The organism is Olivibacter sp. 47 (assembly GCF_030372825.1).
GTDB lineage: Bacteria > Bacteroidota > Bacteroidia > Sphingobacteriales > Sphingobacteriaceae > Olivibacter > Olivibacter oleidegradans.
The window spans coordinates 1,012,450-1,029,137 of sequence record NZ_JAUCNR010000001.1 but is presented as its reverse complement, the minus strand read 5'-3'; the positions used below and the strand labels follow the sequence as shown (position 1 = coordinate 1,029,137).

Here is a 16,688-nt window from a genome sequence, read left to right as displayed (position 1 = left end):
GGTTGAGTGGTTAAGTAGTTGAGTTGTAGAATAGTTGAGTAGTTAAGTTGTTTAGTAGTTAAGTTGTAGAATAGTGGCAGTGGCAGTTGGCAAGGCGGTAGCGCGAGCTCAAACCTTATACCCTAAAGCTTATACCTTTACTGGGAGTATGAGCCGATTAGCCCCTTATAGCCGAAAGCTGATGGCTGAAAGCTGGTTGCTGAAACGGGTGATAAGTTTAGCGTTGTAGGTTGTATGGAAGATCGATTTTGTGTATCTTTAACATAAATTTCAATGGAATGGAACAGCTTCAATTGATAGAAAAAGTGAAAAAGATACCACCTGCTTATCAGCAGGAAGTAGAGGATTTTATTGATTTTATCTTAGAAAAAAAAGTTGCTAAAGAGAAAAAAGTTAAACGCAAGTTAGGTTTGTTGAAGGGCAAACTGAGCATGGATAGTGATTTTGATGCACCTTTAGATGATTTCAAGGATTACATGTAATGGGACAGTTTTCTTCTTGATACACATGTACTTCTTTGGATGCAAGATGATAATGATCAGCTTCCTGATCATATTAAAGAAGCTTTAAGTGACGCTTCGAACGATCTTTATATTAGTATAGTATCGATTTGGGAAGTGGTGATTAAAAAGTCTTTAGGTAAACTTCGTCTTGGCTATAGCATTGATGAATTAATACAGTCATGTGTTTTTAGTAATATTATAATCCTTCCACTTCAACCGGCATTTTTGTTAACATTGGAAAAACTTCCTTTTCATCATCGAGATCCGTTTGATAAGATTATCGCTGCCACAGCGATAGAGTTAAACTGTCAGCTTATTTCCAAAGACGCAAATATGAAGAAATATGATCTAGACGTTCTTTGGTAATTGTCGCTGAACATAAAGTTTATAGCAGTTATTAGTTATGCTCTGCCATCCGATAGCTGGAAGCTAATTCCTAAAACCTTAAAGTCTACAGCTTATACCTTTACTGGGAGTATGAGCCGATTATTTCTTTTAATCGGCTCAAAAAATGACATATTTGACGATTATATACACGAATCGGCTCAAATATGTACAACTGGCAATATAAAGATTGGCCTAATTTCATTACCTTAAAGCTTAAAACTTATAGCTTACACCTTATTGATCGCTGACTGCCGAAAGCTGCCATCCGATAGCTGAAAGCTAATGCTGACGGCTGCTCCTAAGCCCCATGGTACGGAATTAAAGAAAAATGGCACGATATAAGAAGGGTTTTAGTAATAATGTCTTTAACTTAGTCTTACAAAGAACAAACCGAGTTTAACGATCTCGCCTATACATTTGAGATTTAACACTCATAGATAATTTAATTGGATGAAAAAAGTAGTTTGTTTTGGAGAAGTGCTTTGGGACGTGCTTCCTGAAGGGAAAAAACCGGGCGGTGCCCCCATGAATGTAGCTTATCATCTAAACCGGCTAGGGATAGCGAGTTATATGGTAAGTCGGGTCGGCGATGATCCGTTGGGAGAGGAACTGACTATGTTCTTGAAAAAAATGGGTTTGTCTACTGAATACATTCAACTGGATAAAGATCAAAAAACCAGTGAAGTGATTGCTACGGAAGGAGCTAATCACGAAATGAGCTATGAGATCGTACAGCCGGTGGCTTGGGATTTTATTCGTTTCGACCGTCAAACAGCTAATTTGGTTGAAAACGCTGATTTAATGGTGTTTGGTAGTTTGGCCGCCCGCAGTGAGCTTAGCCGCGCTACACTGTATGATCTGATTGCGCACGCTAAATTGAGACTTTTTGATGTTAATTTTCGTGCACCGCATTATGAACAAGCTACTATTGAATACCTACTGGACAAGGCTGACATCGTAAAACTGAACAACCATGAACTGCGCATTATTGCCTCGTGGTTTGGTGATGAAGGCGGTCAGGAACACGAGCACGTAAATCGTTTGCAGGACAAATATAAGATAGGAGAGATCATTGTAACCAAAGGTGGAGAGGGTGCTTCTTACTATACACCTATGGAGCGATATGATTTCAAAGCATATCCGGTTATTGTGAAAGATACGGTTGGTAGCGGCGACTCTTTTTTGGCTGCTTTTGTAGCGCAAAAGTTATTAGGGAAATCGACGGAAGATATATTGGATTATGCGGCTGCATTGGGGGCTTATGTTACCTCGCAGGCAGGAGCCAACCCGGATTACAAAAGCTCCGATTTAGTACGTTTTATGTGGCAGAAGCAGTTAGAGCAACTCAAATGGCAATGAGATCAAAAAATGTTATTTGATTTTACTTTTATACTGACTGGGCGAGTATCCAAATTTGGCTTTGAAAGTGGTTGAAAAATAGCTGGGGCTGGAAAAACCCACGGCGTAGGTGATTTCTGCAACATTTAAAGATTCATGTTTAAGCAGGTAAGAGGCCTTTTTTAATCTGCGCTCCAGAATATATTCATTAACGGTCATGCCGGTCAACGATTTAACTTTTCGATACAGATGCATGCGGGAAATTCCGATCAGCCGACAAATATCGTCCACACAGAATCGATCGTTACTGAGGTTTTCTTCCACCACGCCGGAAAAGTCGTTTAACAATTTTTTGTCCAACGAGCTTAATTTGGCACTTTCTGTCGGGAGCTCAATATTGCTGGTAAAATGACTTTTTAATACTTTTCTGTTCTTGATTAACGCTCTAATACTCGCCGAAAGATTGCTGATCAGGAACGGTTTCGTGATGTACATGTCTACCATGGCATCCATGCCTGAAACAAGCTGCTCCGAACTTGCTTGGGCGGTAAGAAGGATGATCGGAATATGAGAGGTCTTAAGATCGTTCTTTAAGGTCCTGCATACCTCTTTACCGGATATTTCGGGTATAACATTATCGGTAATAATGAGGTCGGGTACCTTTTCTCTGGCAAGTTGAATGGCTTCGGGGCCGTTGGTGGTGTAGAATACATCGTATTCATCGCTCAGCTCTGCCACTAAATAGTTTAAAAGATCGGGGTTGTCTTCCACAATGAGTAAAGAGTGATCCTTTAAGCCACAGGATTCCGTTTGTTTGATGTCTAGCATTTCGATGTCTGAAACGATGGTATACATGGCAGATTTTTCGTCCTTCTTAAGTACCGGGTCATGAAGAACACCTTTTTCGCGTTCGCTTAAATGCTCGTTTCCCAGTGGAAGCGTAACTGTGAAAGTAGAACCCTGTTCTTTGACTGATGCTACCTGAATGTCTCCTTTGTGTTTGTGGATAATCTCTTTTGCTAAAGATAAACCGATACCGAAGCCATTGGATGGAGAATTGTCTGCCTGATAGTAGGGGTCAAAAATCAAGGCGAGATCTTTTTCATGCATCCCAATACCTGAATCTTTGATCTGAATGCTTACTTCACTTCCGCAGCGGGCTATGTAAACTTTGATGAAACCTCCGGCGTTTACAAACTTGAAGGCATTTGACAAGAGATTCAACAGGGCTTTATCAAGCATATTGACATCAAACCATACCGGTATTTCTTTTTCTGCAGGAACAAAGGACAGTTGCACTTGTCTTTTTAAAGCGTATACTTTAAAAGGTTCGATGAGATCACGGACAAAGGAGACCAAATTGTTTGGTGAGGCCTGTATTAAGTAGCCTTCTATTTCTATCTTTCTGAAATCTAACAACTGATTGACGATATTCAGCAGTTGTACCGAATTACGTTGCACCGCTTTTAACTTATCAGCAGCCAATGGCAAGAGGCGGGGATCTTTTACCATATCCTCGATGGGCGATAAGATCAGTGTTAAGGGCGTTCGCAGCTCATGGGTAATGTTGGTAAAAAAGTTTAAGCGTGCTTCTGTGCCGGCAGCGGCTTGTTTTGACATTTCAATTAACTGCTTCCGTTGGGTGTCGATTTCTATATTCTTCTTAGCTAGATTTTTATTGATTTTTCTGTTATCTCTTAGTAGAATGACTACAATGCTTCCAAAAATGAGCGACAATACGAGCAACACAATAATGGTATTGAGTACAACCTGCTGGCTTTTATAAACTAATTTCTGTTCGTCCAGTAGTTTACGTTGATTGTAAATGTCGTCTTTCTGGCTACTGATCATGGCAGCCTGCATCTTCATGACACGCACATTACTTGAGTCAATTACAATGGAACTCAATTTGTTCTCTTTTCTGAAGGGGAGGCCTTTCAAAATGTCCAGAGCTGTCCGAATGGCCTCTTTGCCGAGTGTAGGATACACCAGGGAGGCGGTAATTTTTCCGTCGTATACCATATCCAACCCTCCTCCTTCACCAAAACAGGCGTCCACGCCGACAATGGGAATATGTTTTTCAGGATAATATTTGTTAAGAATTTTTCGTGCTCCCAGCGCCATGTTATCATTATGGGCAAAAATGGCATCTATGTCCTTCAACTGCCAGTGTATCTTGCTCAAGATATTTTTGGTGGTGTCTTCCATCCAATCGCCAGATACCGTTTTGGCAATCTTTAAAGCTTTTAACTGATTAAGTGCGGCGAAGAAGCCGGTACTTCTGTCTATCGCCGGAGAGGAACCGGATAAGCCCGTGATTTCTACAACTTTCCCTTTGTTGCCAATAAGCTGCGATAGATACTGGCCCGCCATTTCGCCGATTTCCACATTATCAGCACCGATGAATGCCGTATAGCCATTTCCCTTCACTTCCCGATCTATTACAATGACAGGAATGCCACGATCCATCACTTTTTTTACGGTGGCAGTTAGGGGTTCGGCTTCGTTTGGTGAAATTATTAAAAGATCAATTCCTTTTTCAATAAGCGTATCTACCTGGGCGCGTTGCATGGTACTGTTGCCACTGGCCTCTAAATAATGAAAATCAACTTCCGGATGAAGGCTTAGCTCAGTCAACATTTCCGCAAGCATGTTTTTTCTCCATAGATCGTTACCCGTGCATTGGGAGAATCCGATGGTAAACTTATTATGCTTTTTGTTAGTGCTGCAGGAAATTATCAACCCGAAACCCAAAAGTAAAAACACCACCACATAGGATCGATTGAAAAAAATGGTATTCATGATTTATAATTCAGTTTTAAGCCACCAATTATTGACGCTAGGTTTTGGCAAATATAAGAGATTGGATCTTTTGGGGAGAGAAAAAAGCATTTTCGCCATTTAGGTGGTTAAACACCGATGGTATAATACTTGAAAAAGATGGTACGCTGACAAAAACGTACAGTGAATAATTCATCTTTGTTTTTGTAATTATTTGATAGTCAGATGGATAATTTTTGTTATAAAAATGAAATGATTTGATCATTTGCAGCAGCTCCTTCTCTTTTTACCGGTCTACCTTGCACAGCAAATTCAACAAATCAAGATAGATCTATATTATGAAAAATCACATGGTGAAACTATGGTCGGTAGTGGTGGCTTTGGGCGGCTTTCTTTTTGGCTTCGACACTGCAGTTATTTCCGGGGCCGAAAAAGCCATTGAGCAATATTGGCAGCTCACGATTTTTGAACATGGCTTTACCATTTCGGTGGCGCTCATCGGAACCGTTATTGGATCGTTACTCGGATCCTATCCGACGGATAAATTGGGACGTAAAAAAACACTATACCTGGTGGCATTGGCCTATCTTTTTGCTTCCCTTGGAACGGCATTTACCACCAGCTGGCATCTTTTTGTACTCTTCCGTTTTATTGGTGGCTTGGGCGTAGGTGCTTCTTCGGTTACGGCACCTATTTATATATCAGAAATCGCACCATCGGATAGGCGCGGTGCATTGGTAGGGCTGTTTCAATTTAATGTTGTATTGGGAATTTTGATCTCCTACTTGTCTAACTATTTAATCAATCAGTTAGAGGGAGAGTCATGGCGCTTAATGCTGGGCATCCAGGCCGTGCCGTCTCTCCTTTTCCTAATAGCGATTTATTTTATTCGAGAAAGTCCAAGATGGTTGCTGACGAATGGATTGCGGAGAGAAGAAGCTATAGAAACATTAAGTATTATCAACCCACTAGGTTATCAACAAGAGCTCATTGCAATTGAAAACACAGCAAAACTAAAAGCCGTTAACAAACAGCCAGCCCTCTTTGTAAAAGCGTATCGCAGGCCATTGGTATTGGCCGGGCTGTTTGCGCTCTTTAATCAATTTTCAGGCATTAATGCCATTATTTACTATGCACCACGCATTTTTGAAATGGCCGGGTTGGGTGTTCATTCTTCATTGCTTTCAACAATCGGCATTGGTATGACCAATTTTGTGTTTACGCTATTGGCTGTCCAATTAATTGATAAGGTAGGTAGACGAATGTTGATGAAAATTGGCTCCATTGGCATTATTATTTCCCTTCTACTGGTTGTTTTTTCTTTTAATAATCCGGCATCATCAGGTATGTATATTTCGCTGTACTTTATGCTTTTTATCGCCTGTTTTGCCTTCTCTCAAGGGGCCGTTATTTGGGTCTTTATTGCAGAAATTTTTCCCAATCAGGTGCGGGCAAAGGGGCAAACCTTTGGAAGTTCTATCCACTGGATTTTGGCGGCGTTGGTGACTTTTTCCTTTCCTATACTGGCAGAGGCGCTTGGAGGCATGACGACCTTTCTATTCTTTGCGATAATGATGGTGTTGCAACTGGTGTTTGTGATTTGGTGGATGCCCGAAACGAAAGGCATCAGCTTAGAAGCTATCGAGGCACAATTGGCCAATGAGCCACTGACATAACTTGTCTATTAACCATAAAATAAACCGAAACTAATCTAATTAATTAACCAAATATGAAAAAGCAAGTATTGATTGCATACTGTATAAGTATGTTTTTTCTCCTTCGTGCGGCGGCGCAGGAAGTTGTAATCTCCGGAATAGTACGAGATACAAGCTCGGTTCCGCTGGAAGGAGTTACGGTGTCTATTGTTGGAAAAACCGGTTCTGTTATTACTGACAATAAGGGGATGTATCGCATTGCGGCTGCTGTTGGGCAAAGCATCTCCTTCAGTATGTTGGGAAGTGAATCGGTCCGGGTGACGATTAGAAACGGCGACCCGATCAATGTGGTCATGAAAACCAGCTTGAATGCCCTTGAGGATGTTATTGTAACGGGCTATACCTCAGAGCGCAAAAAGGACTTAACGGGTGCTGTTTCTGTTGTTAAAATGGCAGATATTGAAAATGTGCCGCTGGGCAACCCGGTAAAAGCTATACAAGGGCGGGTTCCGGGAGTAGAGGTTGGCGCGAGCGGTGCACCGAATGGGGGTGTTACGGTGCGCATGCGAGGCCAAACCACACTGAATATTAGCAATGACCCCCTGTATATTATAGATGGCGTGCCAACGCAAAGGGGATTACAGGAGATTAATCAGAACGACATCGAATCGATGCAGGTATTACGCGATGCATCGGCTGCTTCGATTTATGGATCGAGAGCGGCAGCGGGAGTGATTATTGTGACCACCAAGCGAGGTAAATCAGGCCTTCGGCGGATTGATGTAGATGCTTCACATTCCCTGCAGTTTTATAATAGTAAAATTAATACCTTGAATACCGATCAGCGCGCACGGGCTTATTGGCAGGCTGCTGTAAATGACGGACGTTTCGGCCCGTCTCGTAATAATCCGCAGGATCCTTCTACCTTAAGTTTGATTTACGATTTTGATTGGAATAAGGATTTTTCGAATCCGCAATTGAATGCGGTAATCCTGGGGCAATACGTGGATCCTGAGCAGTCGATGTACACATCGGACACCCGGTGGTTTGACGAAGTTTCGCGGGTTTCGCAGATTAAACAATATAATGTTGCTCTTTCCAATGGCGGACAGCATGGAACGTCCTTCTTCTCGTTAGGTTATTATGACAATGAGGGTATCATCAAACGTACGCGAAGCCAGCGATTAACCTTACGTATGAACGTAGACCATGCGCTGTTTAACGGTAAACTGAAGATAGGGGAGAATCTAAACCTTTCGTATTTTAAGGACGCACAAATACCAACGGGCGACGTCACTTCGCTGGCCTTGATATTGAATCCCATTTTACCGGTTCATACGGTTAATGGTGGTTGGGGTGGCCCCGTGGCCGGGATGGACGATCGGCAAAATCCGGTCAGATTGATCGAAGATAATAGACAGAATAACAACCACTTTGCCCGCATTTTGAGCAGTACATTTGCGGATCTTTCCGTTTTACCGGGCTTGAATTTTAGAACGGCGTTTAATGTGGATTATGCAGGTACTTTTTATCGTCATTTGCAGTTGCCATACCGGTCAGGCTTTTTAAACAGTGATGTTACGCAGGTTAATACCAATTTCGACTACAGTGGATCATTAACCTGGCAAAATATATTGACCTATGACTTGAATTCGAATGACCACCGTGTTAATTTCCTTTTGGGATCTGAAACGGTTAATAATAGGTACCAGGGATTTAATGCCAGTGCACAAGGGCTAGCTATTGCCGATCTGAACTATGCTTACTTGACGCAAGGTACGCGAAATATACTTGCCCGCGGCGATGGCAATTCGGACGCGCTACAGTCATTTTTCTTTAAAGCAAACTATAATTATCATGATCGATACTTAGCTTCTGTGACCATTCGGAGAGATGGTTCGAGTAAGTTCGGTTCGAACAATCGCTACGCGAATTTCCCCGCCGCCTCTCTGGGATGGCGCATCAGTGAAGAGGCCTTTTTTAAAGACAATGTAAATTTCATTTCGGATTTTAAACTCCGGTATAGCTGGGGGCAAACGGGTAATCAAAGCATTCCTGCATATGCTACCTATTCACTCTATCGTGCCATTTATGGAACGGACCTGACCTGGGAACCAAGCGAAGGCAGCGCTTATGACATAGGTGGACAGGGCACCGGTACGCTTCCTACCGGATATACCGCCATCCAAACCGGAAACCCGGATCTTAAATGGGAAACCACCACGCAATCTAATTTTGGAGCGGATTTTGGATTGTTCTCCAATCGGCTTATCGGTTCAGTTGAATATTATATAAAGAATACAGACGATATTTTGATCAGCCCGCCTTACTTGGGCGTAGTGGGTGAAGGGGGAAATACATGGATTAACGGTGCTTCGCTGCAAAACAAGGGCTTGGAGGCGGCGATCAGTTATAGCCAAGATTTGACCGAGGATATTCAATTGGATATTGCGGCTAATATTACCAGAAACCGTTTAAAGATAACAGCGCTTCCTAACAATGCAATTATCGGTTACCCAGGTAATGGTACAACCTACACGATTATCGGACACTCGCCAAATACGCACTTCGGTTGGGTGGCTGATGGCTTGTTCACGACGCAAGAGGAAGTTGATAACAGCCCGGAACAGCCGGGAAAGGCACTTGGTCGCATCCGTTACCTTGACCTTGATCAGAATGGACGGATTGATAATAACGACCAGCAGTACTTAGGTACCTCGGATCCTGATTTTACTTACGGCTTGAATTTAACCCTAAGCTATAAGCGATTCAATATTGCCGTTTTCTTTCAGGGCGTACAGGGAGGAGTCGTAAATAATAGCTATAAAAATCTGACAGATTTTACTTCGCTGGCACCGGGATCAAATTGGGGCAGCCGCGTAATGGATGCTTGGACCCCTGAGAACGCCGGGGCAAGTGTTCCTGCCTTAACTTTGGTCAATACGAATAATGAGAACAGATTTTCAACCTATTTTTTAGAGCCTAGAAGTTATTTCAAATTACGGAACATTGAAATCGGATATGATCTGAAGGATGCTTTTGAAAGGTTTAATGTAACGCGGGCACGTGTATACATGCAGGCATCTAACTTGCTACGTTGGAAGAACCGGGCCTATACAGCTCCAGATCCTGAAAATCCGGGGAACGCCTATCCGATACCGGTAATTGCAACAGTGGGTTTTAATCTATCCTTCTAGTATATTTTCCATCATCATCTGATTTAAAAATACTAGCAAATGAAAAATTTACCTGTCATAATATTGGTTGTGTATGCCATCTTGTTTTTTGGCTGCTCGAAAAATTTGGAAAAACTGCCGCAAGGCGTCGTGTTTAATGAAAATCTGAAAACACCCGAAAATGTGGAGGCGATGGTAATCAGTGCTTACTCAGCCTTGGGTAATGATCATTGGAGTACACCTTATACAACGATGTGGGCCTACGGAAGTGTGCGGGGCGGAGACGCTTACAAGGGCGGGGGCGGAACGGGCGACCAGAACGACGTGCACGCTTACGAATTGTTTTCAATCAATCGGGTAGACCTCGGAGAAAGTGATGGTACTTGGTTCCGTTTGTATGTGGGCGTAGCGAGATGTAATGCAGCCTTAGCGCTGCTGAATGAAATAGGTGATGACATATTCCCACAGAAGTTAATGCGCATTGCTGAAGTACGTTTCCTTCGGGCACACTTTTATTTTCTATTAAAAATTCTTTTTAAACGAGTACCTTACATCGACGAAAGTGTTGAAAAATCAGCCTATCAAACTATCGGGAATGATCTGTACAGTAACGATGAACTATGGACAAAAATAGCAGAAGATTTTCGCTTTGCTACACAGCATTTACCGCTGGCGCAGGCAGAGTCATCGCGTATTACAAAGGGGGCTGCCCAATCTTACCTAGCAAAAACATTGCTTTACCAAAGTTATGTGCAGGATGATCAGCATAATGTGTTATCAAAAGACCAAGCGAAATTGAATGAAGTAGTAGCGTATTGCGACAGTGTGATCAATTCGGGAAGATATCGCCTTTCTGAAGATTTTGCGGAAAATTTTCTTTCCGAATATGAAAATGGTCCAGAGACGGTATTTGCCATCGTTTTCTCAAAAAGCGACGGCACACCACAAGGACGGATTAATGCCGGTGTGGGAACCAATTATCCTATGAACCAGGAATATGGTTGCTGTGGATTTCATCAGCCGAGTTCTAATCTGGTGAACGCATTTAAAACGAATGCTGACGGATTGCCGCTGCTGGATGACTATAATGCCCATGATGTTGTTCCTACCGGAGATTTTAAAATGCAAAGCTTCGATACGCGTTTGGATCATACTGTGGCCATTCCCGGACATCCCTATAAATACCAAAAAGATCTGGTGTTTCAGGCTTCATGGAATCGTGACAATGCCACTTATGGCAACTTTATGAGTATGAAAGAAACGGTTGCTTATACCGATCCGACTTTTATGAAATATCCACCTTTTATGTCGAGCGCTAAAGATTGGCCGGTGATTAGGTATGCGGATGTGTTACTCATAAAAGCGGAAGCTTTAATTGAACTGGGACGTGAACAAGAGGCACTGCCACTAATTAATTTGATTAGGCAACGCGCGCAGAAAAGTGCGGCACGATTGACACAGGCAGATGGTAGGCCTACTTCCAGTTACTTTATCGATACTTATCAGCCAGGAGTGAATTGCGTTTGGACCAATGAATTTGCGCGTAAAGCGCTGCGTTTTGAACGCAGATTGGAATTTGCTATGGAAGGTTATCGCTTTTTTGACCTCGTTCGGTGGGGTATTGCGGCCGAGTTTATTAATGATTATTTTTCTGCTGAGCAAAGAAGAACACCCCATTTGGCGGGCGCCGCTTTCAAGAAAAACAGAGATGAGTATTTACCGATCCCACAGAATCAAATTAACTTTAGTCAGGGTTTATACGTGCAGAACTTCGGCTGGTAATTAAATTCCTCTATAAAATACGTCATTCATGGCATATAAAATGAATTTATCTAAGTTTGAAAAAGGGAACCAATAAATAAATCAAATGAAAACTAAAATTCTTTTACTGATTTGTGCAACCATTGGTTTTGCAGTCCGTTACGGCCATTGTCAGGAAGTGGTCAATACGGAGAAGTTATTGCAAGAGATGCGTGAGGTTGAGGAGGTTGCTCGCTATCCTGAACCTGCATATACATTAAAACAAGTAAGCAGTTATGACAGAAGATCCACCGTGCGCAATAGGGCGGGATGGTTTGCAAATAGTGATTTTAATCAGTTTATCCGTCGGGAAGAGCATGAAGGACGAGAAGAGCATGTGATGATGGACGCTGAAGGCCCAGGTGCAATTGTCCGTTTTTGGCTCACCTGTTTGGAAAAACCCGGAACGATGCGTTTTTATTTTGATCATGAAAAGGAAGCTAGGATTACGGTTCCCGGGTTTGATTTATTGAAGGCAGGATTGGGGTTGGGGCCGGCATTGTTGAACCCGCATACGAATTATGATCCGCGGGGAAAGGGAGGGAATACGTTATATTTACCTTTGGTTTATGCGAAGCATTGCAAAATAACATGGGAGTTTGCTGATAGTGCAAGTAAAAAGAAGCCTCATTATTATCAGATCAACTACCGAACATATCCAAAAAATATAAAAGCCGAAACGTTTTCCTTTGAGCAGTTACGACGATTAAAAAAAGAAATTGATAATACAGAAAGTGTCCTTTGGAACCCATCGGCAAATTTTAGCGTAACGGATTCTATCTCAAAAAAATTGAACCCTGCGGAGGAATGTGCGCTGAATTTAAGGGATGCTCATAAGGCTATTCGTCTGCTTAAAATCCAAATGAGTAAGTTAAACCGCGATCAGGAGGCGCTCTGGAGGAACGTGGTATTGAAAATATCCTTTGATGGCAAGGAAACGGTATTGTGCCCCTTGGGTGATTTTATAGGTAGCGGCTATGGGGGGAGCGATATAGCAAGTTGGTATAGAACGCTCGCAAATAAACAAACGCTCGTCTCACGATGGGTGATGCCTTTTCAGAAGTCGGCAGTGATACGCTTAATCAATAACAATAATTTTCCTGTCGAATTAAGTCTTTCAGTTGGAACGGATGATTTTAAATGGGATGAACGAGCAATGTATTTTCATGCCTTCACAAAAATGGAAGAACACGTATGGGACGCTAAGTGGGATTATGATGCGGAGAAGAACCCCAAAGGGGATGCCCGCGCACCGATTGACTGGAATTTCATTGCGATCAAGGGTAAAGGGGTATATGTTGGTAATACCTTAGCGACGCTGAATCATATGAATTCATGGTACGGGGAAGGGGATGCTAAAGCTTATGTCGACGGGGAAGCTTTTCCGTCTGAATTTGGTACAGGATTGGAGGATTATTACAACACCTCATGGGCGCCGGTGGTTATTTACCAAACACCTTTTGCCAATGCAACACGGGCGGATCATACTTCGTCAACAGGACATAATACATTTACCCGGACGCGCATACTGGATGCCATACCTTTTAGTAAGCAATTTTCATTTGATATGGAAATGCTCAGCTGGGATAGTGGTTATGTGGATATTGCGGCAACAACCTATTGGTATGCCAGGCCTTGATGTACGGGCGATGATAATAAGAAGCAATAAATAAAGAATGACTAGCCTTTGGCTCGACTTAATAAATGATAAAAAAACAAACAGATGAGAACTTTTGCGATCAAATTTTTAACAATTGCCCTGCTGTCGATTAACTATCTTCCATTAAGTGCAGGTGAGATTGAAATCAAAATCAATAAGAAATACCTTAACTTTCCGGTATCACATAAGGAAGAGCGCCGGAAGATGACTTTCAGTGTGGATGGTAAAGCTGATCTTTCGGTCGTTATTAGACTGACCAAAGCTACACCTGATTATTGGGTTTTTAAAGATGTTTCGGATTTGCGAGGAAAAACATTGAAGATAAGCTATGAGGGTGATGAGGCAGGACTGGCGAAAATTTATCAGAATGATAAACTGGCTGGACAAGATAGCCTTTATAAAGAGAAAAATCGGCCACAGTTTCATTTTACGACCCGCAGGGGATGGATCAATGATCCGAATGGTTTACTTTTTTATGAGGGGGAGTATCATTTGTTTTACCAGCATAATCCTTATGAGAATGAATGGGAGAATATGCACTGGGGGCATGCAGTGAGTAAAGATTTGGTACACTGGACGGAGTTGCCGGATGCACTTTATCCGGATGAGCTGGGAACGATGTTTTCAGGTTCGGCTGTAATCGATTATAACAATACAGCTGGTTATAATAAAGGTAAAACGCCCGCTATGGTAGCTGCTTATACTGCAGCCGGGCCGGATAAGCAGGTGCAGTGTATTGCCTACAGCCTCGATAAAGGGCGGACGTTTACAAAATACGAATCGAATCCAATCATTGATTCCAAAGCGAAGTGGAATAGCCCGGACACGCGCGATCCGAAGGTGTTTTGGTACAAACCGGGAAAACACTGGGTAATGGTGCTTAACGAGCGGGATGGTCATTCTATCTATACCTCTAACGATTTGAAAAAGTGGAACTACGAAAGTCATGTTACCGGTTTTTGGGAGTGCCCCGAACTTTTCGAACTGCCGGTAGATGGGGATATCAATAATACCAAATGGGTGATGTATGGTGCTTCGGGTACTTATATGCTGGGGTCTTTTGATGGGAAAGTGTTTAAGCCGGAAGCTGGTAAATATGTCTATACAACAGGATCAGTTTATGCGGCACAAACCTTTACGGATATGCCGGACGGACGACGTGTGCAAATTGGCTGGGGACAAATAACACATCCCGGTATGCCTTTTAGAGGGATGATGCAATTGCCAACGGAGCTAACGCTGCGCAATACGAAAGAGGGTCCCCGCCTTTTTAGTCGGCCCGTTAAAGAAACAGAACAGCTTTTTACATCGGTTCGGAAGGAAATGAACTTAACAGCCGAACGTGCTAATCAATTGCTTGCATCATATGCGGAGGCGGATGGCTTGCGGGTGAAGACGACCATTAAATTGTCTCATGCCACTAGTGCCGGGCTTAATCTTTTTGGGCAACGAATTGTAGATTATGATTTGAATTATAATAAACTGAATGGTCTGTTTTATTCGCCGAACGATCCAGCCAGTATGGTAATTTCGGCCGATATTTACATCGATAAAACCAGCGTTGAAGTATTTATTGATGGCGGTGCCTACTCTTATTCCATGCCTAGAAAAGCGGAAGACAATAATAAAGAAGGCTTCCATTTCTGGGGAAATAATATTGAGGTAACTGATTTGGAGATCTTAAACGTTCGATCTATCTGGAATTAGGGATGATGTTTGTGACTTGCTAGTAGTGCTAAATAGTTCAGTCGGTAAGTAGTAAAATAGCGCTAATAACCTGGCTGCGGCGCCACTGAAGACCAAAAATAGGGAATTAGTAATGCCTGCCGGTAGGCATTGCTAATTCCCTTAATACTTAAATATAAATGTCGCTTTATTCCGGGCCTTGGTATTCGGGTTCTACATAGCCACCGGGAACGTAGCGGGATTTATCATTGGTATGCCAGGCGTATACGCCTTGTATCATAATCCCGATTGTATATACGTAATCATAGGCAAGTTCCTGCCACCGCCCGAAATTTGGTAAGTGCTCGTGTAGTATCTTAAACTCGTTTAGAAGCTTATCATGATAATCCAGGGCCATCTTATAGGCTTCTTCCCATGATACGTTATTTTCATTGTGTATAACTTTTACGATATTGATGACATCACCTTTCCGACTCAACTCCTTCGGTAACGAAATAATGTCGTTATGCACGCCGATCATAAGGGCTGCCAAGGTGTGCAAGCTCAAAATATGGGGATGTTCTAACACCTCATCGGGCAAATTGCGAAAATCTTTTTGCATGGCTACATATTTACAAAAAGGTAAACCGCCACTGGTATCTTCGCGAAGTACCAAATAGACTGGGAATGGAGGTATAATATCGGCCTTCATATAGCGTTTTTCATCCTGATAACCGATTAACAGGGTATGAATACTAGCTATGAATTTATCATACAGCCGCTGTGGCATGTCACATTTAATGGCTCGCTGCCTTATTAAGTAGAACTGACGGAATATGCCGAAGTCTGTAGGCTCTTCTTTCTCTTGTCCACTGAGTATGGCTATACTCCGTTGTCTTATACGACACATTTCTTCGTGGCTACAATGGTCAAAATAATCATCCATCATGGCTCCATTGGCTGCGAAACTTGCGATCGGAAACAGTTCATCCAGCGTTTTTAAGAAGGGTAAACCACGGGCTGCTATATCTGTCAGCACATGCTTTTTGTGTGTTTCGCGTGCTTTCTCGGAATGAAAGGTATAATCTGTATCGATCCAATTATAATATATTTCCCGCATCTCTTGTGCAAAGGGAGAAATTAGATTAGGGAAAGGATATTCAGGACGTTGCATGTTTTGGAATAATGCGTAGAATTCTTGTTCCTTTGTCATTGTGTCGAGTTTTTAACGATTTAAACATGCCGCAACTGCTCTGTTAACAGCACGATTACTATTCCATAAAGAAACTAACGTTTATAATATTAAATAAATATAATTATCTATTTATTAAAAAAGGAAAGTTCATTCTGTTCATTTTGTTCGATGTCAGTGAGAGCCGTGGTTGAGTAGCTAAGTAGTTGAGTTGTTGAGTGGTTAAGTGGTTAAGTAGTTGAGTTGTTAAGTAGTTGAGTTGTTGAGTTGTTGAGTAGTTAAGTAGTCGAGTAGTTAAGTAGTTGAGTTGTCGAGTGGTTAAGTAGTTGAGTTGTCGTTGCAAGTGATGAAATCACACGGGGCTCTCGCGGGTAGTACAAAACGGCCTTCTAGGGTGAGCGTAAAGAAAATTCAATTAGAAGGGTAGAAAAAACGTTATGCGAAGAAGTGGAGGGAAAGAAATGAGGATTGGGGCGGCTCCGCAGAACGGCGCGGGGCAATTGAATTTTTAGCGAAACCTAGACAGCCTTG

Annotated in this window: 9 protein-coding genes and 1 pseudogene; 8 read left to right on the top strand and 2 right to left on the bottom strand. The window is 42.3% G+C overall.

Features of this window, described 5'->3' with window-relative positions:
* Nucleotides 1–278 precede the first annotated feature (278 nt).
* From vapB to QT327_RS04515, 3 genes and pseudogenes are all read left to right on the top strand, one after another.
* The gene (gene vapB, locus QT327_RS04525) at nucleotides 279–482 is read left to right on the top strand and encodes a type II toxin-antitoxin system VapB family antitoxin (protein WP_149106057.1); all 204 of its coding nucleotides are present in this window, start codon (nucleotides 279–281) and stop codon (nucleotides 480–482) included.
* Between the two features lie 24 nt (nucleotides 483–506).
* Nucleotides 507–869 (top strand): annotated as a pseudogene (locus tag QT327_RS04520) (type II toxin-antitoxin system VapC family toxin); the annotation flags it as partial.
* A gap of 471 nt (nucleotides 870–1,340) precedes the next feature.
* Nucleotides 1,341–2,249, top strand: a complete 909-nt coding sequence (locus tag QT327_RS04515; RefSeq protein WP_013668000.1) for a carbohydrate kinase family protein — start codon at nucleotides 1,341–1,343, stop codon at nucleotides 2,247–2,249.
* 12 nt (nucleotides 2,250–2,261) lie between these two features.
* Here QT327_RS04515 and QT327_RS04510 read toward each other — a convergent pair whose 3' ends face one another.
* Entirely contained in the window at nucleotides 2,262–5,030 is a 2,769-nt protein-coding gene (locus tag QT327_RS04510; protein WP_149106055.1) for a substrate-binding domain-containing protein, read from the bottom strand.
* Between the two features lie 317 nt (nucleotides 5,031–5,347).
* Here QT327_RS04510 and QT327_RS04505 point away from each other — a divergent pair, with 317 nt between their 5' ends.
* From QT327_RS04505 to QT327_RS04485, 5 genes are all read left to right on the top strand, one after another.
* Complete coding sequence (locus QT327_RS04505) at nucleotides 5,348–6,685, top strand: sugar porter family MFS transporter (protein ID WP_149106054.1); 1,338 nt, start codon at nucleotides 5,348–5,350, stop codon at nucleotides 6,683–6,685.
* Between the two features lie 53 nt (nucleotides 6,686–6,738).
* Entirely contained in the window at nucleotides 6,739–9,861 is a 3,123-nt protein-coding gene (locus QT327_RS04500; RefSeq protein ID WP_149106053.1) for a SusC/RagA family TonB-linked outer membrane protein, read from the top strand.
* A 39-nt stretch (nucleotides 9,862–9,900) separates the two neighbouring features.
* Nucleotides 9,901–11,622, top strand: a complete 1,722-nt coding sequence (locus QT327_RS04495) for a RagB/SusD family nutrient uptake outer membrane protein (protein ID WP_130856710.1) — start codon at nucleotides 9,901–9,903, stop codon at nucleotides 11,620–11,622.
* Between the two features lie 85 nt (nucleotides 11,623–11,707).
* Nucleotides 11,708–13,279 carry a glycoside hydrolase family 172 protein gene (locus tag QT327_RS04490; protein WP_130856711.1) on the top strand — a complete coding sequence of 524 codons (1,572 nt, stop codon included), beginning with the start codon at nucleotides 11,708–11,710 and terminating at the stop codon, nucleotides 13,277–13,279.
* Between the two features lie 84 nt (nucleotides 13,280–13,363).
* A complete protein-coding gene (locus QT327_RS04485; RefSeq protein ID WP_289552154.1) occupies nucleotides 13,364–15,007 on the top strand; it encodes a glycoside hydrolase family 32 protein in 1,644 nt (547 codons plus the stop codon).
* 166 nt (nucleotides 15,008–15,173) lie between these two features.
* On the opposite strand, the gene QT327_RS04480 is transcribed toward QT327_RS04485, so the two are convergent.
* Nucleotides 15,174–16,178: a terpene synthase family protein gene (locus tag QT327_RS04480; RefSeq protein WP_289552153.1), complete on the bottom strand. Its 1,005-nt coding sequence runs from the start codon at nucleotides 16,176–16,178 to the stop codon at nucleotides 15,174–15,176.
* Between the last annotated feature and the right edge of the window lie 510 nt (nucleotides 16,179–16,688).

What these genes read in the sequence shown, in the direction of transcription:
- QT327_RS04515 (WP_013668000.1), top strand. Translation starts at nt 1,341, where the DNA reads ATGAAAAAAGTAGTTTGTTTTGGAGAAGTGCTTTGGGACGTGCTTCCT.
- QT327_RS04495 (WP_130856710.1), top strand. Translation starts at nt 9,901, where the DNA reads ATGAAAAATTTACCTGTCATAATATTGGTTGTGTATGCCATCTTGTTT.
- QT327_RS04505 (WP_149106054.1), top strand. Translation starts at nt 5,348, where the DNA reads ATGAAAAATCACATGGTGAAACTATGGTCGGTAGTGGTGGCTTTGGGC.
- QT327_RS04500 (WP_149106053.1), top strand. Translation starts at nt 6,739, where the DNA reads ATGAAAAAGCAAGTATTGATTGCATACTGTATAAGTATGTTTTTTCTC.
- vapB (WP_149106057.1), top strand. Translation starts at nt 279, where the DNA reads ATGGAACAGCTTCAATTGATAGAAAAAGTGAAAAAGATACCACCTGCT.
- QT327_RS04490 (WP_130856711.1), top strand. Translation starts at nt 11,708, where the DNA reads ATGAAAACTAAAATTCTTTTACTGATTTGTGCAACCATTGGTTTTGCA.
- QT327_RS04485 (WP_289552154.1), top strand. Translation starts at nt 13,364, where the DNA reads ATGAGAACTTTTGCGATCAAATTTTTAACAATTGCCCTGCTGTCGATT.
- QT327_RS04510 (WP_149106055.1), bottom strand. Translation starts at nt 5,030, where the DNA reads ATGAATACCATTTTTTTCAATCGATCCTATGTGGTGGTGTTTTTACTT.
- QT327_RS04480 (WP_289552153.1), bottom strand. Translation starts at nt 16,178, where the DNA reads ATGACAAAGGAACAAGAATTCTACGCATTATTCCAAAACATGCAACGT.